Raw genomic sequence first — 21,131 nt, 5'->3', positions numbered from 1 at the left:
CGGCGGCTCCTGCGCCGAAGGCCCTTGCGGCAAAAAAAAGGAGCGGTCTGCGCCGCTCCTCTGAGGGTACGGGCCGAGCCGTCCCGCTTAAAAAAAATAGCACCCCACCGAAGATGAAGTACTACTTCCGCAATATTATTGCTTGATGATCTCTCTGCCTTTGTAGGAACCGCACACTTTGCATACGCGGTGAGCCAGCTTCAGTTCGCCGCATTGCTCGCATTTCACCATACCCGGCACAGCCAGTTTAAAGTGAGTGCGGCGTTTGTCACGGCGCGTTTTGGACGTTCTCCTTTGAGGTACTGCCATTGTTTCCCACCTCCTTGCCTTAGTTCAAAACCCTCACGGGTCTTCTGTCGTGTCTTTGAACAGATCGGCCAGACCGGCAAGCCGCGGGTCGATTCTCTCTGTCGAGCATCCGCATTCCCGCTCGTTCCGGTTCGTTCCGCACTCCGGGCACAAGCCCTTGCAATCTTCCTTGCAGAGCGGAACGAACGGAAGGGCCATCCACACCGCTTCCTCCACATAGGGAGTCAGCTCGGCGAAGTCCTCCGTGATCTGGTGAAGCTCGTCCTGCTCTCCTCCGGAATCCGCAGAAGCGGGCTCCATCGTGAACGATTCGCGAAACGGAACGGTTAACCGTTCCTCGGCCGGGCCCAGACAACGGGAGCATTCCATGGTCACGTGCAGGGTCAGCGTTCCTTCCACAACCGCCACTTCGCCGTCGGCGCGGGCGGACAGGTCCGCCTTCAGCTCCCCGAACGAAAGGAGGTCCTGGCGGCCGCCGAGAAGCCCGGACAAATCCATGCTCTCCTGAAGGTGCACCGGCTTGCCTTTCGCGATCAGTTCTTTCACATTGATACGCATGTTAATCACTCCAAACAAACAAAAATAATTATATCCATTGCGGCGGCCCCTTGTCAACATATTCTCACTGACAGACCGGAATTTCCTTGCCGCCGGGTGCCGCTTCCTGCGACGGTTCCTCTTCGGTATAATGGCTGATAGAAGCCGGAATCATACGGCGCGCATCGGAGGCAGGCTATGAAAACCGTCGGAATCGTCGTCGAATACAATCCTCTTCACAACGGCCACGTGCATCACGCCCGGGAAGCCAAGCGGGCGGCCGGCGCGGAAGCGCTCGTGGCCGTCATGAGCGGCCCCTTCCTGCAGCGGGGCGAGCCCGCCGTCTGCAGCAAGTGGGCGCGCGCGGAGATGGCCCTCGCCATGGGTGCGGATGTCGTGCTCGAGCTGCCGAGCGCGTTCGCCGTCCAGCCGGCCGAATGGTTCGCCTTCGGCGGCGTGTCCGCCCTTCATGCGACGGGCGTCGTCGACGCGCTCGTCTTCGGCAGCGAGAGCGGCGACATCGCCTGGTTCCGGCGACTCGCCGCTCTGCTCGCGGAGGAGCCGCCCGCCCTGAAGGCGCGGCTCCGGGAACGGCTCGCCGCCGGGGCCAGCTATCCGGCGGCCTATGCCTCTGCGGCCGCCGCGCTTGCCGGCGGGCCGGACGGGTCGGAGCTGGCGCAGCCCAACAACATTCTGGGGCTGCAGTATTGCCTGGCGCTGGCGCGGCTCGGCAGCGGGATCGTCCCGCTGACCATTCCCCGCCGCGGCGCGGGCTTCCATGACACGGCGGCACAGGCGCCTTCGCCCGCCGCCGAGGCGATCGCCAGCGCCACCGCCGTGCGCCGGCTGCTGCTTCAGGCTTCCGGCGCGGAGGGCCTTGCGGCCGCCGCGCCGTACCTGCCCCCCTACGCCGCGGCTATTCTGCGGCGGGAGTGGGAAGCGGGGCGCGGGCCGATGGATTGGGAGCGCTACGCCGCTCCCCTGTTCCATCTGCTGCTCAGCCGCCCGCCGGAAGCCATGCGGGGGATCGCCGAGATCGGCGAGGGGCTGGAGCACCGCTTCCGGCAGCTGTTGCCTCGACTGGATTACAGCCGGGGCGGCCGGATCGAACAGCTGGTCGAAGCCGCTCGGACCCGCCGCTACACGCGCACCAAGCTGCAGCGGGCGCTCACCTCTCTTTTGCTCGACCGCCGCAAGGACGAACTGACGCAGGAATCGCTTTCGCGCGGAGTTCCTTACCTCCGCGTGCTCGGCTTCTCCGGCCGGGGCCGCGAGCTGTTGAAGGACATGAAACGAAAGGCCTCCGTGCCGATCGTCACCAAAGCGGCGAAGGCGGAGCAGGACGAGCTGCCGCTGTTCGGCTTGGACCTGCGCGCCGCAGCCGCCTATGCGTCCGCCATGCCCGTTCCGGACGCCCGAGAGATTTTCCGCGACTACTATCAAGCCCCGCTTCAAACGGAGTCCGCAGGGGTTGCCCGTCCCCGCTAACCGGCTCCGGCCGCAGCGGCCCCTTGTGTCCAGGCCGGGGTCTCTTTCTTCCGCTAGCCCTTTACGCGGCAGGCCGCCTTTTTCCGGGAATTCCCGGCGGAAGGCGGCCTGTTATATCGCGAACCCGCATCTAGGGTTATCCGCGGCACCAGGGACGGCCGGACCGAGAACCACGTCCGTCAGGGCGTCGCTTTCTCCGGAAGCTGCTGCAGGTACGCCAACGCTTCCTCCAAGGTGCCGACCGGCACCACCTTCATCGAGGTACCGATCTTCTTCGCTTCCTTTACCGCATCGCTATAATTCGTATACCCGTCTTCGTCCTTCGGCGCAAAGAAGATTTCGGCATGCTCGCGGTCGGCGGCGACGATTTTGTGCTGGATGCCGCCGATCGAGCCGACTTTTCCGCTCTCTTCGATGGTCCCGGTGCCCGCGATCCGGTGGCCCTTGGCGATATCCTCCGGCACGAGCCGATTGATGATCCCCAGGGTGAACATCAAGCCGGCGGAGGGCCCTCCGATATCTCCGGCCTTGATGCTGATCTGGTCGTCCTCGTTCTCGGAGTGTACCGTCATCATGATCGCCTGCGAGATGCCCATGCCGACCCGACGGGGCTCCGTCTTGCCGCTCGCCGCCGCTTCTGCGGGCAGGTAATCCAGCGCCACTTCCCCTTCCATCGTCTTGCCGCCCCGCTTAAAGGTCAGCTTTACGCGGTCGCCGGCTTTTTTGCCGCTCAGGTATTGGACCAACTGATCCTGCTTGATCAGCTCATGGCCGTCCACCTTCAGCAGCTGATCGCCGACCTGCAGCACCTTCGCCGCCGGCATACCGGGAATGAGATGGAGGACAAGGATGCTGTCTACCCGGTAATCGAAAGCGATGCCCAGATGGTGATAGGCCGCCAGGATTGCATTGGTCTGCGAGGAAGACATGTAGTAGACCTGAGTCTGGTTGTATTCCTCTTCCGATTGGCCCTGCAGCACCTTGCTCTTCGGCCGGATTTCCTGGTGGGTGGCCTTCGCCCACAGGTAGGCGACGACGTTCGCATCGAGCACGCCGACCGTCGTCAGCATGAATACCCCCGGATCGCCGGGATGGCCGGGCGCGGTGGTAATCATCGGACTGATGTCCTCCGCGGAGCCCGGCTGGTAAATGTAGTAGGGCAGCGGATAGAAAACAAGGAAATAGGCGGCGATCACGCCCGCAAGGGCAGCCGCCAAGAAGCGGGTCCAGGGGCGCTTCCTGCGCGGAGCTCCTTCTTCGATTCCGGCCCGCCCGCTCTCGTCTCTCTCGTCTATGCGGTCTTCCATGGCAAATCCCCTCTTTCCATTCGATCGGCTGCGGAGCCGTCCCGTCAAACGGCGGCCGATCATGCGCCGATCGGCACGCGGATGCGCGCCCGTCCGGCTTCGCTTCGCCGCGGAACTGGTCTACAAGGACAACCCCGCACGTACATTACAGTATGGCGAATCCCTTGGGACGCTGCAACGGCAGCGACCCTTACGATCGTGAGGTGATCCTATGCAGCGGCAACCCATCAACCTGGCCCGCAGCCGGGCGGCGACCGCGCTTCTCGGCGGCTTGGCGCTGATGCTGGTCGTCTTGATCCTTGCCTATCCGGACGACGCCTTCCAAGCCTCGCTTGGAGCCCTTCGGCTGTGGTGGACGGTCTTGGTTCCCGCGCTCCTGCCTTATCTGGCCGTCGTCGAGCTCTTCGCCGGATTCGGCCTCGTCCGCGCCTTCGGTGCTCTGGCAGAGCCGCTGCTGCGGACCCTGTTCCGCCTTCCGCCCGGCGGCGGCCGCGCCGTCGTGGCCGGGCTGCTCGGCGGCTTCCCGCAAGGAGCCGCCGCCGCCCGGCGGCTGGTCGGCGAAACGTCGACGCGGCAATCCCGGGACAGGTTGTTCCAACTGTCCCAGCTCTGCAGCCCCGCCCTGCTCATCACCGTCGTTGGGGCGGGCTTCCTGCACAGCGTCCGCGCCGGCGTCTTTCTCGCGGCGGTGCATTATCTGTCCGCCGGAGCGGCCGTCTGGCTGAGCCGGCTCGTGCAAACGGACGATGCACCTCAGGCGGAGGTCTCCCCCGGCCGCGAGAAGCCGGCGGAAACCTTCCTCGCTGCGCTGCAAGCGGGCCGCCGCGAGGATGGCCGCAGCTTCGGCCAACTGCTCGGCGACGCCGTAACGGCGTCGATTCAAGCCCTCTTCTCCCTGAGCGGGTTCCTCATTCTGTTCTCCGTGCTGGCGCGGATGATTTCGCTGCAGCTTCCGGAGGGAGGCGTCGGCCGTTGGTTCCTCCTGATTCCGGGCCTGCTGGAGCCGCACCTCGGAGCCTATGCCGCGGCAACCCGAATGGAGCCGTCGACCCTGCAGCTTGGAATCATCGCCGCCGCGCTCGCTTGGGGCGGATTCTCCCAAATGCTTCAACTGAAGGCGGTGGCCGGCTCCTCGTCGCCGGGCTACCGGACGATTTTGACGGGTCGGTTCCTTCACGCGCTCCTCGCCTTCGGGATGACGTTCGCCGTCGCTCCGCTTGCGGGAAGTCTGCTTCTTTCGCCGGGAGCGCCCGGTTTCACGCCTACGCTTGCCGACAGCGCCGCGTCCGGGCCCGTCACGGCGCTCGGAGCGCTGTTCGCCGGGGGCTGGGCTACCCTATACCAGTCGCTTCGGCTCTCGCTAGCCGCAGCCGCGCTGCCGCTCGGAATCGTCGCCTTCTGTTGCCTATTTCGCAAAAAGGCGGCGCAGCGGTAAAGCGGGTCTGTCTTGCCAACGGCGCTCTCTGCGAGCTCCTTTACTGCTGCATTTCGGCGAACTTCATCCGCAGAGCCCGCTCCACGGTATCCGGCACCAGGTCGTTCACCGGTCCGCCGAAACGGGCGATCTGTTTAACGACGCTGGAGCTCAGGTACGAGTATTGGTTGCTCGACATCATAAAGAAGGTCTCGATCTCCTCGTTCAGCTTGCGGTTGACCGAGGCCATCTGCAGCTCGTACTCAAAGTCGGAGACGGCGCGGAGCCCCTTGACGATCACGTGGGCTCTTTTTTCCGTCATATAATTAATCAGAAGGTCGTCGAAATGATCGACCTCGACGTTGGGGATGTCCTTCGTCACCTCGCGCAGCAGCTCCACCCGCTCCTGCACCGTAAACAGCGGCTGCTTGCTGGTGTTGTTCAGCACGGCCACGATGACCTTGTCGAACACCTCCGCCGCTCTCGTTAAAATATCCAGGTGCCCGTAAGTCACCGGGTCGAAGCTGCCGGGGCAAACCGCCACCGACGGCTCATGCTTGATCCGCTTCATGAGACTCCTCCGTCCGTTCATTCCCTAGCCGTTGATCCGGCTCATTGCCTTGCCTGCGGTAAACCGAAACCGCCGTTTCGCCGTAGACGGCTTTGCGGATTTCCCGGAAAGGTCCGATCTCCGCTTCATAGGCATAGCCGGATTCATATTCCGCCACGACGGTCGCGTCCGGCTCCAGCAGCCCGAGCTCGTCCATGGTGAGCATCAACCGGCCGATGCTCTTCATCCGATAAGGCGGGTCCAGGAACACCAGCCGAAACTGCCGCTCCCGCTTGGACAGGGCCTTCAGCGCCCGCTCTGCGTCGTTGCGGTATACCTCCGCCCTGTCCTCCAGCCGTGTCGCCTGCAGATTGTGCCGGACCACCTCGAGGCTGGTCCGGTCGGCGTCGATAAACACGGCCCGTTCCATTCCCCGGCTCAGAGCCTCGATGCCCAGCCCGCCGGTTCCGGCGAACAGGTCGAGCACCTCTCCGCCGTCAAAATACGGTCCGATGATGCTGAACAGCGCTTCCTTCACTTTATCCGTCGTCGGCCTCGTTCCCATGCCGGGTACCGCCTTCAGGCTTCTTCCTTTTGCCGTTCCGGATATCACTCTCACGAATCGGTTACCCCCAATGCTTCGCTGATTCCCCGCTATCGTATCACATTCGGCGCCGGGCTCCAAAATGTTTTGCCGCCTGCGTGTATAAATTTCCCACGCGGTGTACAAACTGTCAATATCGGCATCCGAGATGCCGAAGACAACCGCGGAGAAGACTTAATTCCCCATAAGGCTTCGTCCGGTTTCTCCTCTCCCATGTAGGTGTCCGCTTACCCGGCGGACACCGGTACACAAATGACAGCCCGCCGTCTCCAGGAGAACGGCGGGCTTTTTGGCATGTCGGAAGAAGCAGGCATTTTATCGGATGAGGAAATAATCAAGGAGCGGCATAGCGAGCAGCGGAAGCGCATAGAACAAAGCAGCGGATGCGAAGCGCATCCGGTCCTGCCTCGGCTTATCGCCGAATAAGCTCCGGTCGAGGAAAAATTCGCTCCGGGTTCGGGTTCCTCCGACGAGCGTCCTCTCCGCGATCATAGCAAGCAGGATCAGCAAAAGACCGGTATAGGCATAGGGCCGGGTCAACTGCAGTCCGAACGCCTCGCCGAGCAGATAGAGGCCCGCAGCTGCCGCAAACCAGATCGCCCGAATCGTACCGCGTTTGCCCGTCCACCCTTTGAGCAGCTTGATATCCATGCCTGTTCACTCCGTTTACCTGATTTTTCACAAGTATACCACGTTTAGGAAATCCCCGAAACCAAAAAAAAGACCCCGGAGCCATCCGGGGCCAAGGATGAATCATCTATCGTGAAAAAGAGAGTATCTAAAGGATACCGGCTCAAGCTTAAAGGAACCTTAAGCCAGGATAAGAATCCGCTGAAAATCGAAAACTAACCTCGGTATTTTTTTGGCAAATCTCCCGCTTGCGACGGCGGTCGGCTGCTTCCGCTTGACCCTCAGCGGGTAATCATCTTCAACCGGAATTCCCGCTTCTCGCGAATTTTAATCCAAAGCAGGTGAAAGCATATGGCGAACCGCAAGGTGCTCCTGCTCTATGCCGGATACGGCGACGGGCATCTCCAGGTATCCCGCGCGCTCCGGGAAGGGCTCCGCGACCGCGGAATCGATTCGGTGCTGGTTGATTTGATCGCGCTTTCGCATCCTTGTCTGGACGCGTTCTGCCGGCGTTTTTACCGCAGCAGCTACACGTGGTTTCCCCATGTCTACGGCTGGATGTACGGAGCGACCAACCGGCTCAGCCCGGAACATGCCCTCCTGAACCGGCTCAACAGCCTCGGCCGTTCCGCCTTGCGCGCTCTCGTCGACCGGGAAAAGCCCGACCTCATAGTCAACACATTCCCGATGCCCGCTCTGCCCGTAAACGCCGGAATTCCGGTATGCACAGTCCTGACGGATTTTACCGCCCATTCCCGATGGCTGTCCAAACAAGCGGACGTTTATTACGTGGCAACGGAAGATTTGGCCAAGGAGCTTCATAGCAAGGGCGTCCCGGCAGAGCGGACGAGGGTGAGCGGCATTCCGACGCTGGAGCGGTTTCGGCGGCCGGTCGGGTGCGATCGCATCCATGCCCGCTTCGGCCTCTCCGCCCGCAAAAAAACGCTGCTGGTCATGGCGGGAGCTGCCGGAATCCCGGCGGAATGGGAGCAGATGAGCGACGGGGTGCTGGCCTCGCCGGAGCTGCAAACGGTCTTCGTCTGCGGGCACAATCGCCCGCTGCGCCTCAAGCTGGAAGCCGCCTACCGCCATGCAGCCCAGGTTCGGGTGTTCGGCTATGTAGAGGACATCTCCATGCTCATGGCAGTCTCCTTCGCCCTCGTCACCAAAGCGGGCGGCGTCACCTTGTCCGAAGCGCTGACGGCTAATCTGCCCGCCATCTTGTTTCGGCCGGTCCCGGGACAGGAGCGGGCCAATGCCCATTACCTGGCTTCCAAAGGGGCGGCGATGATCGCCATGAACGGAAGCGAGCTCAGTCACCACATCCTGCGGCTGCTCCGCGACGAGCCCCTTCAGCGGCACATGCGAGATTCCATCGCCCGGCTTCGCCAGCCGCGGTCTGCGGAGACGGTCGCCGCCGATATCGCCGAGCATCTGGCCAGCGGCCGCTGGACGGGTAAAGCGGTAGAAGCTTCCTCTCCGCTGCTGGCTCAAACCTGACGGGCTTACGAACGGGGAAGCAGCCCTTCCGCTTCGTCCTTCGGGAGTGTCGACAGATCCCCGCTGTAGAGCCGCCGTTCCTGACCGTCGTCTGTCCGGACCACAAGCGCTCCGGATTCATCCAACCGCAGGGCTGTACCCGCAACATTGCCGAGGGCGGTCGCCACGCTCACCGGGTTCCCAAGCGTATCGCTGAGTGCTTCCCAGAGGCTGGCGACGGGCGGGAAGCCTTCTTTCAAGTAAAAACCGACCATCTCCTCTACACTCTGCACGACCTTGGCGGCAAGCTCGGTGCGGTCGAACCGTTCGCCGGCCGCTTCCAGGAGAGAGGTCGCTTTCGGATTCAGCTCTTCGGGGAAGTCCGACGCCTCCAGGTTGACGCTGATGCCGATTCCGACGATCATGGACTGGACCCGGGGCCCGTCCGTCTGTAGCTCGACCAGGATCCCGGCGACCTTCCGGCCCCCGATGAGCACGTCGTTCGGCCATTTCAGCCGCGCATCCGTTCCGGTGGCCTGCCGGATCGCCCGGCAGACCGCCACCGCGGTCACGAAGGTCAGATGCGGGGCTTGCTCCAGCGTCAGCCCGGTACGCAAGACCATGCTGAGCCAGAGCCCTTTGCCTTTTGGCGAATGCCAAGCCCGGCCCATCCGGCCGCGGCCGGACCGCTGTTCCTCCGCGATGACGAGGGCGCCGTGAGGCGCCCCGGCCACGGCCCAGGACCGGGCCTCATTCTGAGTGGAGCCTACGGATTCGTACAGCCGAAGCGATCGTCCGAGGGCGCGTCCGGCAAAAGCGGCCCTCAGTCTTGTTTCGTCCAGCCGGTCCTCGTCGGGCCGGCGGTTTCCTTCTTCGTCCATCCCGGTTCTCCTCCGTTTCTCTACCTCGTATTCCGATTTCTCTTAATCCCGAGCCGCCAGTTCCACAGCGCGGGCAATGAGAGCGGTCCGTTCGTTCGGTAACCGGCCGCAGGCCGCTTCCTCCGCCAGCCGCCGCATTGTCCTTCCGAGCCAGGGCCCTCCCTTTTGGTCGAGCGCCGCAAGCAGGTCTTCGCCGCCGACGGCCAGCTCGTCGATCCGTTTAACCGGCATTTCGCGGAGAAGCCGCTCCCCTTCCTCGATCAATCGCCTCTCCGCCGAGGCAAGCTCCGGCTCCTGCCAGAGGCGAAGTCCTCCGGCTGTCCAATGCCGGGCGGCCGCCAGCCATTCCGACGCGGCGTCCGTTCCGAAGAGCAGCGCCCCTTTGCGGAAAGCGCAGGCTTGTTCCTCCGCATCGGACGCAAGTCCGCCCTCCCATTCGCGAAGCAGGTACGCGTCCAGGGCCAATACGGAAGAGACCCGCTTTCCTTCTTTCACCGGAAAGGTCAGCACGCGCCACAGCCGCTCCGTCTCCTGCGGCGACAGGCGAAGAGCCAGCGCCAGCACGGTCCAACGGATGGCCGGCTGCAGGGAGCCGAGCCGCCCGAGCGGCTCGGCCAGATCGGCCGCTGTCCAGTCCGCAAACGGCGAGCCGAGCCGCTCCTTGGTGTACCGGAGCAGCCGGCTGTCCGCAAGCAGCCGCAAGCCCTCCGCGGGATGCGGTCCCTCGACGATGCGCTCCAGCTCCGAGCGCACGCGCTCCATGGCGATATGCCGCAGCAAGCGGGCGTTGGCGAGCAAGGCCAGCCAAGTGTCCCGGTCGATGCTCAGCCCGTAGTTGGCGGCAAAACGGACGCAGCGCATCATGCGCAGCGCGTCTTCGCGAAAGCGCAGGTCGGGGTCGCCGACCGCACGCAGGATGCCCCGGCGCAGGTCGCCCGCCCCGTCGAACGGGTCGATCAGCTCCCCTTGCCGGGTCATCGCCATCGCGTTGATTGTGAAATCCCGCCGCCGCAAATCCTCTTCCACCTCGGAGACGTATTCCACGCCGGACGGACGGCGGTAATCCTCGTACTCGCTTTCCTTGCGAAAGGTCGTCAGCTCGAACGAGTGCCCGCCCTGACGGACGGTGATGGTCCCGTGCTTCAGCCCGGTCGGCAGGGCGCCGGGGAACAGCGCGAGCGCTTCCTCCGGCGGAGCCGACGAGGCGAGATCGATGTCATGGACCTCCCGGCCGCCCACGCGGTCACGGACGAAGCCGCCGACAAAAAATGCGGCATAGCCCGCTTTTTCCAGACGCTCCAGCACCCGTGCCGCCTCTTCCATCATATCCGATTCGCGTGTCATTCCCGGCACGTCGCTCCCGCCGAGTTTTCGGCCCGACGGGGCTCCCGCTCGCTCAGCACTTGATAGTAGATGTCCTCGTATTCCATGGAGATCCGGTCGTTGCAAAAGGTATGCCGGGCCCGCTGCAGACAGGCGGCGGAGACGCGTTCATAGAGCTCTTGATCGGTCAAGAGCCGGATGGCGTTCTCCGCCATGGAGGCCGTGTCCCCGATGGGGGACAGAAAGCCCGACACGCCGTCCTCCACCAGCTCGGGAATACCGCCGGCAAGACTTCCTACCGTAGGCACGCCGCAGGCCATCGCTTCGAGCGCCACGAGCCCGAAGCTCTCCTTCTCCGAGGGGAGCAGCATCAAGTCCGACAGCGAGAGGATTTCCGCCACGGCGTCCTGCTTGCCGCAGAAGATCACGCGGTCCTTCAGGCCGAGACTCTCGACCCGGTTCATCACGCCGGAGATGTCCGGTCCGTCCCCGACCATCAGCAGACGCGAGGGAACCCGCTCATTCACCTTGGCGAAGATATCGACTACGTCCATGACGCGCTTGACGGGCCGGAAATTGGACATGTGCAGCAGGAGCTTCTCCTCCGGAGAAGCGAATTCGCTCCGCAGCTTGCTCATGTCGCGGGGATAGAAGACCCGCTTGTCCACAAAATTGTAGACCAGCTCGATCGGGCGCGTGATGTCCAGCAGCCGCCGCGTCTCTTGAATCAGATCATCGGATACGGCCGTGACCGCATCGCTCTGGTTGATGGCATATTGAATCAGCCCGCGGATGGACGGATCTTCGCCGAGAACGGTGATGTCCGTTCCATGCAGGGTGGTCACCACCTTGAGCTGGTCGCCGACCATCTGCTTGGCCAAGAGGGCGCAGACGGCATGCGGAATGGCATAGTGGACATGCAGGAGATCGAGCTGTTCGATTCGGGCGACCTGGGCCAGCTTGTTGGCGAGCGCCAGATCATAGGGCGGATACTTGAAGACATAATAGTCGCTGACTTCCACCTCGTGGAAATAGATATTCCGGTGAAAGCGGCCGAGCCGAAACGGGATGCTGTGGGTGATAAAATGAATCTCATGGCCGCGTTCGGCGAGCAGCTTGCCGAGCTCGGTGGCCACGACCCCGGACCCGCCGAGGGTCGGGTAGCAGGTGATGCCGATTTTCAGGCGTTTTTGCATGCGGGTTCCTCCTTATAAAGCGATAGGCTAGAGCAAGAGGGCCGGCATCGGGGGGAGCTTGGCGGCGAAGCCCTCGGCAAAGGCCACCTGACGCCGCATGCCGAGCACTCGATCCCGCGCCTCGACGCGCTCCAGATACCCTTGATTGAGCGGGGTCCACACGGCGTCCTCCCGCCCGACCGGGCTTTCGAATTGGCTTTCGTAAGCGAGCAGGGCCTTCCGCTTGATGTCGTAGCATTCGCTGACATCCACCATCAAATCCGGCTCTGCCACATCGTTGATGTAATAGTAATAAACCGATTCCACGTTCACCGCTTCGCGGTCCGGACGATACCGGCGCAGCTTGGCATTGAAGACGGCCTCCGTCACAATCTGACCGCACCGCACATGATCCGGATGGCGGTCGATGTGATACGGGGCGAACACGGCGCGCGGCCGCAGACGGCGGATTTCCATGGCGACCGCCTCGATCTGCTCCGCCGAGACGAACAGGCCCCTGTCGGGCAACCCGAGGTTGCTGCGTTCGGTCAGCCCGAGCACCCGGGAAGCCGCTTCGGCCTCGCCTTGGCGGCGTTCGACGGTTCCGTTCGACGACATCTCCGAACGGGTCAGGTCGCAGACCGCTACCCGATAGCCGGCTTGGACATGCTTGGCGATCGTCCCGCCCATTCCGATCTCCGCGTCATCCGCATGGGCGCCGAAGACCAACAGGTCGATTCCGTCCGTCATGATCCGCTTCCCGCCTCCGGCTTGTACTTGTGAACCACCTCGCGCCAGCCGAACTCGCCGCGCTCCAAGGCGCGGACCAACAGCTCGGCCGTTGCGACATTGGTCGCAAGCGGGATGCCCTGCACGTCGCACAGACGCAGCAGTGCGCTGATGTCCGGCTCGTGCGGCTGGGCCGTCAGCGGGTCGCGCAGGAAGATGACCAGGTCCATGACATTCTCGGCCACCAGGGAGCCGATCTGCTGATCGCCGCCGAGCGGGCCCGACATGAACCGGGTGATGATGAGGCCGGTCTTGTCCATAATCCGTTGACCGGTGGTGCCTGTAGCGTACAGGCGGTGCTGTTTGGCAAAGACGTGCTCGTATGCCGTCACGAAGTTAACCATTTCATCCTTCATGCGGTCATGCGCGATGAATGCGATATCCAGACTCATGAGCGTCCACTTCCTTCGGTTTCGATTCCCCGTTGAATTATGTAGTCAAGAAACGTTCGATTCCATAGACCAGTCCCGTCTCGTCGAGAACCCGGCGGACGGCGACGGCCACACCGGGCATATAGCCGGCGCGGTCGTAGGAATCGTGGCGGATCTTCAGCGTTTGGCCGTCACCGCCGAACAGGACCTCTTGCTGGGCAAAGATCCCCGGCAGCCGGACGCTGTGAATGCGGAAGCCATCGTACAGGCCGCCGCGCGAGCCTTCGATAACCTCCTTCTCGTTGGGATGGCCCTGCCGGAATTCCCGGCGGTTCTCGGCGATCATCTCCGCCGTCTGGATCGAAGTGCCCGACGGGGCATCCAGCTTCTGCCCGCCGTGGTATTCGACGATTTCCACATACGGCATGTACTTGGCCGCTTCGGCGGCGAATTTCATCATCAGGATGGCTCCGATCGAGAAGTTCGGAGCGACGACAATCCCCAGCCCCTTCTCCCGGGAGAGCTTGTCCAACTCGTCGAGGTTATCCTGGGATAAGCCGGTCGTGCCTATGACGGGACGGACGCCGAGCTTGATCGCCGTTCGGGCGTTGGTCATGACCGCTTCCGGTACGGTGAAGTCGACCAGGACGTCCGGACGGGCTTCGACCAGAGCCAGCTCCAGGTCCTGGGTAACGGCGATGCCGCTTTCCTCGGCGCCGGCAAGCAATCCGGCGTCGATCCCTGAACGAGAATGGTCAATGGCTGCCGCTAGCTCGAAGCCCGGGTCGCTCAAGGCCAGCTTGACGACCTCGCGTCCCATCTTCCCTCCGGCGCCGGAGACGGCGATGCGGATCGGTCTTTCGGTTGTCTTAGTCATGCGAATTCTCTCCCATCCGGTTTAATCGGCGTCGTGCGGGTTTTTCTAATCGGATTGGCTATCTAATGAAGCAAAGGCCGGTTGCCGCGCAGCCGTGCCTCCAGCAGAATCGCCTCTTTGCGCTGCGGATCGAGCCGCAAGGCGTCTCCGGCGGCTTGCAGGGCCAGCGGGATCTCCCCCGCTTCCTCCAGCAATGCGGCGAGCACCAGATGGGCGTCGACGGAAAGCGGATCGAGGCGCACCGCCTCGCGCGCCAGCTTCAGCGTCTCACGCCGGGCCTCGGCCGATCTGCCCTTGCTTTTGCGTGCCAGCCGCTTTTGAATCTTTTCCAGGCACTGCAGTGCCTTCACGTGATCGAGATGCTGCCGGAAGGTATCCTCTCCCGGTGCCAGCATAATCGCCCGTTCGGCTGCCCGAAGGGCCCGGTCCAAACGCCCGCTGCGGGCACAGGTCACCGCCAGTCGGTGGTAATGGGAAGCGTTATCCGGCTCGAGGGCGATCGCCTGCTCGAAGCAGGCAAGCGCACGTTCAAAATCGCCGGCCAATATGGCCTCATACGCCTCCTTGATCCAAGCCTCCCCGCTCATCGCTCCATCCTCCTTCGGTCCCGTGCGCAAGAACCGGTAGATGGTACAGCATATGAGGATTACTCGGATTCGGTGTTCACACGCGTCCAACGGTCGGCATCACGAGTATTGAACTTGTGCATGATTTTGTCGTGTGCCGCTGTCAAATCAAGGCCAAGCGAGTTGGCAAAGCAAATCGTGATGAAGAGGATATCGCCCAGCTCCAGCTCGATCGAGTTGTCCGGCTCGCCGGGCTTTTTGGGCTTTTCTCCATACGTGTGATTCACTTCGCGGGCAAGCTCTCCCACTTCTTCGGCCATACGGGCCACAAGGGCCAGCGGGCTGAAATACCCTTCCTTGAACTGGGAAATGTACCCGTCCACTTCCCGCTGTAAGGCGGCGAGCGTCTTTTCCGGCATGATCGGCCACTCCTACCCTGTGGATTCTTCATCCATGTTAACTCAAAGCCCCTGCGAATACAATCCGTGCCGGACGGGGTGGTTCTGCTGCGGCAAAAAAAGGTATAATAATGCAGACCGTCCTCTATTACGACCCGATAGGAGCTAACGCATGAAGCGAATTCCCTGGACTCTCCTCCTCAAACGAATCGGCGGCATCCTGCTCGGCACCGCCATCTACGCGTTCGGCATCAACTATTTCGTCATTCCCAACGAGCTGATGGAAGGCGGCGTCACCGGCATCTCGCTGATTCTCCATTACATCGCGGACATTTCGCCATCCATCACCACGCTCCTGCTCAATATCCCGCTGTTCCTGCTCGGCTTAAAGGTATTCGGCGGGAGATCGATGGCTTATACGCTGTTCGGCATCCTCTCCTTGTCCTTTTTTCTGCGCGTGTTTGAAGTCACCGTAGAGCAGGGGTGGGTGACCCCGTTCGCTTCCCGGGAAGATTATTTCCTGGTCACGCTCTATGCCGGCCTGTCCATCGGCGTCGGCCTCGGCATTGTCTTCCGCGCGGGCGGGACGACCGGCGGCGTGGACATCATCGCCCGTCTGTTCAACAAATGGCAGGGCTGGAGTATGGGGCAGATCATGCTCATCCTGGACGTGGTGATCATCGGCAGTGCCCTGTTCTTCCTGCCCCGGGAGAAGATCCTCTACACGCTCGTCGCTGCTTTTGTGGGATCGAAAACCATCGACTTCATCACCGAAGGCTCTTATACGGCCCGTGCCTTCACCATCATCTCCAACCACGGCGAGGAGATTGCCGAACGGATCACCCTGGAGATGGACCGGGGGGTCACCCTGTTTCCGGCCCGCGGCGCTTATTCCAAGCAAGAAAAGAATGTGGTCTACTGCGTCGTCGCCCGCCACGAGGTCAGCCGGTTGAAGGAGATTGTGCATGAAAAGGACCCCGTTGCCTTCATCATCATCGGCAATGTCCATGACGTGCTGGGCGAAGGCTTCCGGCTGGAAAAGAAATGAACCGGCGGGCCTAAACGATTCGGTATTGATTCCGCCGGGAAACCCAAAAAAGCCGCACCCTCCGTATTGGGATGCGGCTTTAATTCGTCGCCCAAGGCTTGCTTCAACCTTTGCGGTGCAGCTCGTCGCGGTGGACGCGGGCCAGCCGTTTGTCGGTATGGTACATTCGCCAGGCGACGAAGCTGAGGACGGCGGTCAGCAGCGTTCCGATCCCGAAAGTCCACAAGAGCGGACGTTCGGTGGCCGCAAGCGGCAGGTAGGCCGTGCGGTCCTCCCGGCGGCCGAACAGCTCGTCGATCCCTTGATCTAACTGCTTGACCGCTTCAAGGAACGCGGTCGCCCCCGTCTCGCGGGCTGCGATCCGGCCGGCCAAGAACACGGTCAGCGAGTCCAGCTTCTCGACCTTCTCCGCGGGCGTTCTCACCAAGACGGCCGGACGAATGCCTTGATAGCGGTCGGACCAGTCGCGGAAAACGGTCTTGACCGCCGCAAGATCGCCCTGCGAAGCGTTCTTCTCCAACAGCTCCGCGTCGTCTTTGAGCAGTTTGTAAGCCTGATGCCACACCGGATGCTCCGGACGCAGCATCGCGTCGGTGATCAACCGCACCCGGCCGATGGCCGCAAGCGCCTCGGCCTCGGAGAACCGGGCCTGATTGTAGGCGCGCTGGGCGGTCAGGATGGCGTCGGACAGCGACCGGATCCCTTCGACTCCGGAAACGCCGGTGAAAGAGGTAGCGACCATCTTCTCCCCGAGCGTGTTCAACCGGATTCGGGCCTCGGCGGTCTTGCCCTGCTTGGTTAGCTGCTCGGTCTCCTCCGCCAGCCGGTCCAGCCCGGCCACTTCCGCCTGCACCTCTGTCGTAACCGCCGTAGCGCCTCTGGGCGTGTGCGTCTGCTTGGCGCAGGCGGCAAGCGCCAAAACCAAAATCGTCAGCAGGACCGCCGCACGGACGCTGCCTTTATTCCGATCGTATCGAACCGGGCTCATCCTTTACCCCTCCCCTACCAAGCTATGGAGGGATGTCCGGATTTATGACAGCAAGTCCTTACGACCGGCGATGTCCGAGCCGCCAGAAGAGCAGGACGGTGAGCGAGCTGAGCAGGGTCGTCCAGACGGCGACCGCCGGAACGCTGTCCAGCAGGACCGGCTGCAGCGTCGGATAGACACCGAACGTATAATCAACGATATCGCTTGCATAAAGCCAGATTGCACCGACGGTCAGCGCGGCGCCGTTAAGACGGAAATAGCGGGCGAACAGCACCGCTTCCAGCGCCATGCCGAGATGGGAGACCGACAGCATGACGTCGATCCAGGAAAAAGGGCTGCCCGCAGCGTCGGAGATGACGATGATGGCGACCGCCCAGATGCCGTATTTGAACGACGCCGTGCAGGCAAGCGCCTCGACGGCTCCGCGAAAGGTCAAGCCTCTCTTCGGTTCGGAGGGTGCAGCGATTCCCGGCTCGCCCCCGGCCCCGCGGCGATAAGCGTCGGCGAGCAGTCCGATCAAGGCCAGCGTGAAGAAGAGGCTGCCCGTCGGGCTGTCCGGAACCAGAATCAGCAGCCATGCGGGCTTCGACGAGGCCACATCGATCAGCTGATCGCCGTACCAATAATACCCGTAAATCGTACCCAACAGATTGACAATGAATAAGGTCCACAGCATGGTTTTCGAAATCAGCATCCATCGGATTACTCCGAACCACCGGCTCATCTTCTCGGTCATTCTCCTCTCTCGCCAAACAGGGAAGCTGCCGATTGGCGCAGCTTCCCTACCTTCATTCGATCCGCACCCGGCCGATTCCTGCTCGCCCGAGTCGCTCCGGCTCTTTCGTGCGCCTAGTTCTTCGCACTCCGATATTCGCTCGCTTTCTCAATGTAGTCGAGCGTGGTCCGCCGCATCCGGGCCAAGTCGGCGTCGGTCAGCTCGCGCAGCGGCTTGGCCGGGCTGCCGACGCAGAGGGTATAGGCCGGCAGCCTCCGGCCCTCCGGCACCAGGCTGCCGGCCGCAAGCAGCGTCATCTCGCCCAGCTCGGACCCGTTCAGCAGGATGGCGCCCATTCCGACCAGCGAGCCCTTCCCGATGCTGCAGCCGTGCAGAATCGCCCCGTGTCCCACCGAGACTTCATCCGCGACCAGGAGAGGCTGTTCCCGGTTGACATGACCGATACAGCCGTCCTGGAGGTTCACCTTGGCTCCGATCCGGATCGGAGCCAAATCTCCTCGCAGAACGGCGTTAAACCAGATGCCGGATTCCGGTCCGACCTCTACCTCTCCGATCAGCTTGGCGCCCTCCGCCACAAAGACGCCATCGGCCAGAATTGGCCGTTTTCCCCGATAATCCAGCAGCATGCCCAATCCCCCTGTCCCTCGGATGGGGCCGATTATAGCAAGCCGCCGGACGCGGTGTCAATCGGGCAGTACAATCCGGTCCTCCTCGGAAACGCAGATGCCCTGTACGATCTTCGATCCGGTCCAGGTCATCTGGATGAAGCTGCCCCTTCCGGGCATATCGCCGATCCGCACAAGCCCCAGATGGACCATAATCGGCAGGACGCGCTCGGTCAGGATCGCCTCCGGTGTGTCGTAATAGAACGGCTTGATCAGGGGGGCAAGCACCGCCCGCAGGGAGTCCACGGATGTCCAGTCCCGGGCCAGCAGGTCGATCCACCGGACCAGGGCGGGAAGGTTCGGAATCGCGCCTTTGTAGAGGCGAAGCCAGAAGCGATAGACCTGCTGAAGGTCTTCGCGGCGATTTTCCGCAACGCGGAAGCGTCCCGGATCGGTCATCTCCAGCCGATCCTTTCCTTCGTCGAAGAGTCCCTGGTAATATCCGTAGTCGTACATCAGCGAGAAACGGGCCGGGTATTCGCGGAATTTGCGGCCGTACCCGAATCGCCAGGCCGTGCGCGGCACGGGTTCCTCTGCGATGGAGAAACGATCGGCTATTTGCTGCAGGGTGCGCTTGTATAGAAAACCCTCCCCGTTCAAGGGGGCTTCGTTTTGCGAGAGATAATGAAGAAACTGATAGAAGTCGGCCGCGAACTGCTCGGTTTCATCCCGGTACGCCGGCGGCGTCTCGCGGCTTTGTTCCAATCCGGTTTGAAACCGGCGGGCCAGGGCGTCCCGGAAGCGGCGCTTCAAGTCCTCCGGCACGAGCAGCAGATACTTGTTGTCGCGCTGATGGCCGTTAAACAGCCAGCCGCGGTTGCGGAAATGAACGATCGTATCCCGCGCGTTCGCCTGCTTCTTCTCCTCGGCGTCGTGGATGCCGAGCATGACGCGCCCCGTCAGCTCCTCGAGGCTATAAGCGGCCCTGTCGTCGAAGAGCAAGGAGCTGAGGAAGCGGATTTCATTCCAATCCATCCGGCCGAATTCTTCGCCGAGCCGGTCCGTACGGCTGACGGTTACCAGAATCGATTGAATCAGCTCGTTCTTCGAATGAGGATTGCAGGGAAGCTCATAGGTTCGCGCAATCCGGCTGAGGTCGTGAATATCGGCATAGGCCAGCATGTCCGCCAGGTTCACCGTCGGCACCTCCTGAGGAAGGTTCTCCATCCTCCTTCAGTATCGCCTGGCAGTTGGAATATTATGCTATATAGTTTCTTTACTCAGTCTCAGCAAAAAAGACGGCTTTGCGCCGTCTTCTGCAACCCTCTTCTATGCTTTTGTCCGGGATAGCCAGTTCATCGTCAGCAGCGTTCCCATGAGCCCGATCAGAGAGACGACCAGCCAATAATCGGGAGCCTCGCGAATCGGCCCCAGCCGGGCCGGCTCGATGAACAAAGAGGTGGAAGCCACGGCGGACTTGGACAGCGTGTCGGCGTCCGTCGTCTCGTCCGGATTAAAGCTCGCGGACTGATGAAACCCGAACAGCTCGCTGTGCTCCGAGGGAGCCGCCTTCTCCAGGGCTGGATGCTGGAGGGAGTAGAATAAGCTGACGCTGAACAAGGCAAGGCAAAGGGCGATCACGGCAAACAAGCCGCGCCTCAGCTTGAACGGCATGGCATAGGTTCTCTCGTTGACCGGAATGCGCCAGGACTCGTCCTGGTAAATCCGATCCATCACGCGCTTGCTGACCGACTCGGATACCGGCTCCATATCGGCCAGCAGCACTCCGCTTTGAATCAGGCTGCCGCTTTCCTCCCACAGGAGGAACTCCTCCGCGCAGGCAGGACATTCCTGAAGATGCCGGTCCACCTGCGTGCGCCGGTCGTCGTCTTCGGGAAGATCAAAATAAACACCGAACCATTCCTCCGCTTGGGAGCAATTCATTCGTCGCTCACCCCTTGAGGCCGAAACCGTTGCTCCCGAGGAATTCAGCCCGTTCCATCCAGAAGCGGGGTCAGGCGGCAAGGCTTCAGTCAAAAATCGTATCGAAGTAATAGGGCTCGAGCTGAATCTTAACACTTGCACGTGCGCGGAACAACAGCGACTTGACGGCGCTGACGGTCTGTCCGAGAATGCTCGCGATCTCTTGGTAATCGAGCTGATCGTATTCCCGGAGAATCAGGGCAGAGCGCTGCTTCTCCGGAAGGTTGTTGATCGCCTCCCGTACGAGCGAAACCTTCTCGCTCCGGAGAACGCTCTGTTCCGGCATGAGTTCCAGGGAAGCCTGCGGGGTCAGCCCGCTCTGCTCCAAGGAAACCTTGATATGCTTCTGCTTGCGCAGTTCGCTCAGCACGGTGTTGCGCGCAATGGTGTAAAGCCAGGTCGAGAACGAAGCCTCGACTTCGCGAAAAGTCTGAAGGCTTCGGTATGCCTTATAAAACGTTTCCTGCGACAGATCATCTACGGCGGCTTCCATCTTGGCGCTCTTGAGCATATGGAAGATGAACGCGTAAATCTTGCGCTCATACCTCTGCATCAGCTCGGCATACAGCTCTGCGTTGCCGTCCTTGATTTCTCTGATCAGCTGGGAATCGGTCATCCTGTCAGCCTCCTGCCTTGCTATGGAAAATTCCGGCCGGCAGGCTATTCTTACCATTAGACTCTGCCGGGAATATAAAGTTTCGGTAATCGTTCTAAAAAACGGGGGCAATCCGAGGAAAAAAAGCGCCGGTTGTCTTCACGGCCCCTCTCGGAAGACACTAGGATAGAAAGAAACGGAACGCTGTCGAATCTCATCGACTCTTACTAGAATAACCCATCCCTCATAAACTAGCAATTGCATTTTCCAGAAATAAACCTTAAGATTCGCTTAATCTCTTTGATTTTTGCCCCTGTAACTGGAAAATCGGGTCTTTCGAAGCAGGCGGGCCTACCGGCCTTTACGGCGAGGTGCCCCCAATTTCTCTGCCCTGTCTTTTCCTCCTACCTGACGTCGAGACGGACGGAAAGGTTGCAGACCTTGGAAATTTTTTTTGCAGGGACTCCCAAACTATTCC

General features: G+C 61.7%; 24 protein-coding genes. 4 read left to right on the top strand and 20 right to left on the bottom strand.

Annotated features, from left to right (window positions below; all coding sequences use genetic code 11):
• Positions 1-135: 135 nt before the first annotated feature.
• Both rpmF and ACSEXS_RS06705 read right to left on the bottom strand, forming a co-directional pair.
• Complete coding sequence (gene rpmF, locus ACSEXS_RS06710; protein ID WP_058303876.1) at positions 136-309, bottom strand: 50S ribosomal protein L32; 174 nt, start codon at positions 307-309, stop codon at positions 136-138.
• Positions 310-342: 33 nt separating this feature from the next.
• Positions 343-867, bottom strand: coding sequence for a YceD family protein (locus ACSEXS_RS06705; protein WP_438432387.1), 525 nt, complete (start codon positions 865-867; stop codon positions 343-345).
• Positions 868-1,044: 177 nt separating this feature from the next.
• Between ACSEXS_RS06705 and ACSEXS_RS06700 the strand changes: the two genes are divergently transcribed.
• Complete coding sequence (locus tag ACSEXS_RS06700; RefSeq protein ID WP_438432386.1) at positions 1,045-2,334, top strand: nucleotidyltransferase; 1,290 nt, start codon at positions 1,045-1,047, stop codon at positions 2,332-2,334.
• 179 nt (positions 2,335-2,513) lie between these two features.
• On the opposite strand, the gene ACSEXS_RS06695 is transcribed toward ACSEXS_RS06700, so the two are convergent.
• On the bottom strand, positions 2,514-3,641 hold the full coding sequence (locus tag ACSEXS_RS06695; RefSeq protein WP_438432385.1) for a SepM family pheromone-processing serine protease: 1,128 nt from the start codon (positions 3,639-3,641) through the stop codon (positions 2,514-2,516).
• A gap of 211 nt (positions 3,642-3,852) precedes the next feature.
• Here ACSEXS_RS06695 and ACSEXS_RS06690 point away from each other — a divergent pair, with 211 nt between their 5' ends.
• Positions 3,853-5,076, top strand: coding sequence for a nucleoside recognition domain-containing protein (locus ACSEXS_RS06690; RefSeq protein WP_438432384.1), 1,224 nt, complete (start codon positions 3,853-3,855; stop codon positions 5,074-5,076).
• 40 nt (positions 5,077-5,116) lie between these two features.
• Here ACSEXS_RS06690 and coaD read toward each other — a convergent pair whose 3' ends face one another.
• The 3 genes from coaD to ACSEXS_RS06675 form a co-directional block, all read right to left on the bottom strand.
• Complete coding sequence (gene coaD / locus ACSEXS_RS06685) at positions 5,117-5,626, bottom strand: pantetheine-phosphate adenylyltransferase (RefSeq protein WP_438432383.1); 510 nt, start codon at positions 5,624-5,626, stop codon at positions 5,117-5,119.
• Entirely contained in the window at positions 5,607-6,224 is a 618-nt protein-coding gene (gene rsmD / locus ACSEXS_RS06680) for a 16S rRNA (guanine(966)-N(2))-methyltransferase RsmD (RefSeq protein ID WP_438432382.1), read from the bottom strand. Before rsmD ends, coaD begins: the two co-directional genes overlap by 20 nt.
• Positions 6,225-6,524: 300 nt before the next feature.
• Complete coding sequence (locus tag ACSEXS_RS06675; protein ID WP_438432381.1) at positions 6,525-6,860, bottom strand: hypothetical protein; 336 nt, start codon at positions 6,858-6,860, stop codon at positions 6,525-6,527.
• A gap of 330 nt (positions 6,861-7,190) precedes the next feature.
• On the opposite strand from ACSEXS_RS06675, the gene ACSEXS_RS06670 reads away from it, so the two are divergent.
• Positions 7,191-8,339 carry an MGDG synthase family glycosyltransferase gene (locus ACSEXS_RS06670; protein ID WP_438432380.1) on the top strand — a complete coding sequence of 383 codons (1,149 nt, stop codon included), beginning with the start codon at positions 7,191-7,193 and terminating at the stop codon, positions 8,337-8,339.
• A gap of 5 nt (positions 8,340-8,344) precedes the next feature.
• On the opposite strand, the gene ACSEXS_RS06665 is transcribed toward ACSEXS_RS06670, so the two are convergent.
• From ACSEXS_RS06665 to ACSEXS_RS06630, 8 genes are all read right to left on the bottom strand, one after another.
• Complete coding sequence (locus ACSEXS_RS06665) at positions 8,345-9,199, bottom strand: biotin--[acetyl-CoA-carboxylase] ligase (protein ID WP_438432379.1); 855 nt, start codon at positions 9,197-9,199, stop codon at positions 8,345-8,347.
• Positions 9,200-9,241: 42 nt separating this feature from the next.
• Entirely contained in the window at positions 9,242-10,543 is a 1,302-nt protein-coding gene (locus tag ACSEXS_RS06660) for a CCA tRNA nucleotidyltransferase (protein WP_438432378.1), read from the bottom strand.
• Positions 10,540-11,718, bottom strand: a complete 1,179-nt coding sequence (gene bshA / locus ACSEXS_RS06655) for an N-acetyl-alpha-D-glucosaminyl L-malate synthase BshA (RefSeq protein WP_438432377.1) — start codon at positions 11,716-11,718, stop codon at positions 10,540-10,542. The genes ACSEXS_RS06660 and bshA overlap by 4 nt, the downstream gene beginning before the upstream one ends.
• A gap of 27 nt (positions 11,719-11,745) precedes the next feature.
• Positions 11,746-12,447: a bacillithiol biosynthesis deacetylase BshB1 gene (gene bshB1, locus ACSEXS_RS06650; RefSeq protein ID WP_438432376.1), complete on the bottom strand. Its 702-nt coding sequence runs from the start codon at positions 12,445-12,447 to the stop codon at positions 11,746-11,748.
• On the bottom strand, positions 12,444-12,878 hold the full coding sequence (gene mgsA / locus ACSEXS_RS06645) for a methylglyoxal synthase (RefSeq protein ID WP_438432375.1): 435 nt from the start codon (positions 12,876-12,878) through the stop codon (positions 12,444-12,446). Before mgsA ends, bshB1 begins: the two co-directional genes overlap by 4 nt.
• Positions 12,879-12,915: 37 nt before the next feature.
• Positions 12,916-13,734, bottom strand: coding sequence for a 4-hydroxy-tetrahydrodipicolinate reductase (gene dapB / locus ACSEXS_RS06640; protein WP_438432374.1), 819 nt, complete (start codon positions 13,732-13,734; stop codon positions 12,916-12,918).
• Between the two features lie 62 nt (positions 13,735-13,796).
• On the bottom strand, positions 13,797-14,321 hold the full coding sequence (locus ACSEXS_RS06635) for a tetratricopeptide repeat protein (RefSeq protein ID WP_438432373.1): 525 nt from the start codon (positions 14,319-14,321) through the stop codon (positions 13,797-13,799).
• A gap of 59 nt (positions 14,322-14,380) precedes the next feature.
• On the bottom strand, positions 14,381-14,719 hold the full coding sequence (locus ACSEXS_RS06630) for a nucleotide pyrophosphohydrolase (protein ID WP_438432372.1): 339 nt from the start codon (positions 14,717-14,719) through the stop codon (positions 14,381-14,383).
• Positions 14,720-14,870: 151 nt separating this feature from the next.
• On the opposite strand from ACSEXS_RS06630, the gene ACSEXS_RS06625 reads away from it, so the two are divergent.
• Complete coding sequence (locus ACSEXS_RS06625) at positions 14,871-15,746, top strand: YitT family protein (RefSeq protein ID WP_438432371.1); 876 nt, start codon at positions 14,871-14,873, stop codon at positions 15,744-15,746.
• Between the two features lie 103 nt (positions 15,747-15,849).
• Here the strand turns inward: ACSEXS_RS06625 and ACSEXS_RS06620 are convergent, their stop codons facing one another.
• The 6 genes from ACSEXS_RS06620 to ACSEXS_RS06595 all read right to left on the bottom strand — a co-directional run bounded on the left by ACSEXS_RS06620 (position 15,850) and on the right by ACSEXS_RS06595 (position 20,674).
• Positions 15,850-16,734, bottom strand: coding sequence for a sporulation protein YpjB (locus ACSEXS_RS06620; protein ID WP_438432370.1), 885 nt, complete (start codon positions 16,732-16,734; stop codon positions 15,850-15,852).
• A 58-nt stretch (positions 16,735-16,792) separates the two neighbouring features.
• Entirely contained in the window at positions 16,793-17,428 is a 636-nt protein-coding gene (locus ACSEXS_RS06615; protein WP_438432369.1) for a DUF1405 domain-containing protein, read from the bottom strand.
• 155 nt (positions 17,429-17,583) lie between these two features.
• On the bottom strand, positions 17,584-18,096 hold the full coding sequence (locus tag ACSEXS_RS06610) for a gamma carbonic anhydrase family protein (protein WP_438432368.1): 513 nt from the start codon (positions 18,094-18,096) through the stop codon (positions 17,584-17,586).
• Between the two features lie 57 nt (positions 18,097-18,153).
• Positions 18,154-19,272, bottom strand: a complete 1,119-nt coding sequence (locus tag ACSEXS_RS06605) for a hypothetical protein (RefSeq protein WP_438432367.1) — start codon at positions 19,270-19,272, stop codon at positions 18,154-18,156.
• Between the two features lie 132 nt (positions 19,273-19,404).
• Entirely contained in the window at positions 19,405-20,019 is a 615-nt protein-coding gene (locus ACSEXS_RS06600; RefSeq protein ID WP_438432366.1) for an anti-sigma factor family protein, read from the bottom strand.
• A gap of 85 nt (positions 20,020-20,104) precedes the next feature.
• A complete protein-coding gene (locus tag ACSEXS_RS06595) occupies positions 20,105-20,674 on the bottom strand; it encodes an RNA polymerase sigma factor (RefSeq protein WP_438432365.1) in 570 nt (189 codons plus the stop codon).
• Positions 20,675-21,131 lie beyond the last annotated feature (457 nt).

It is taken from the genome of Gorillibacterium terrae (assembly GCF_051594785.1).
In the GTDB taxonomy this organism is placed as follows: Bacteria; Bacillota; Bacilli; order Paenibacillales; family NBRC-103111; genus Gorillibacterium.
This window is presented reverse-complemented; position numbering and strand designations above follow the sequence as displayed.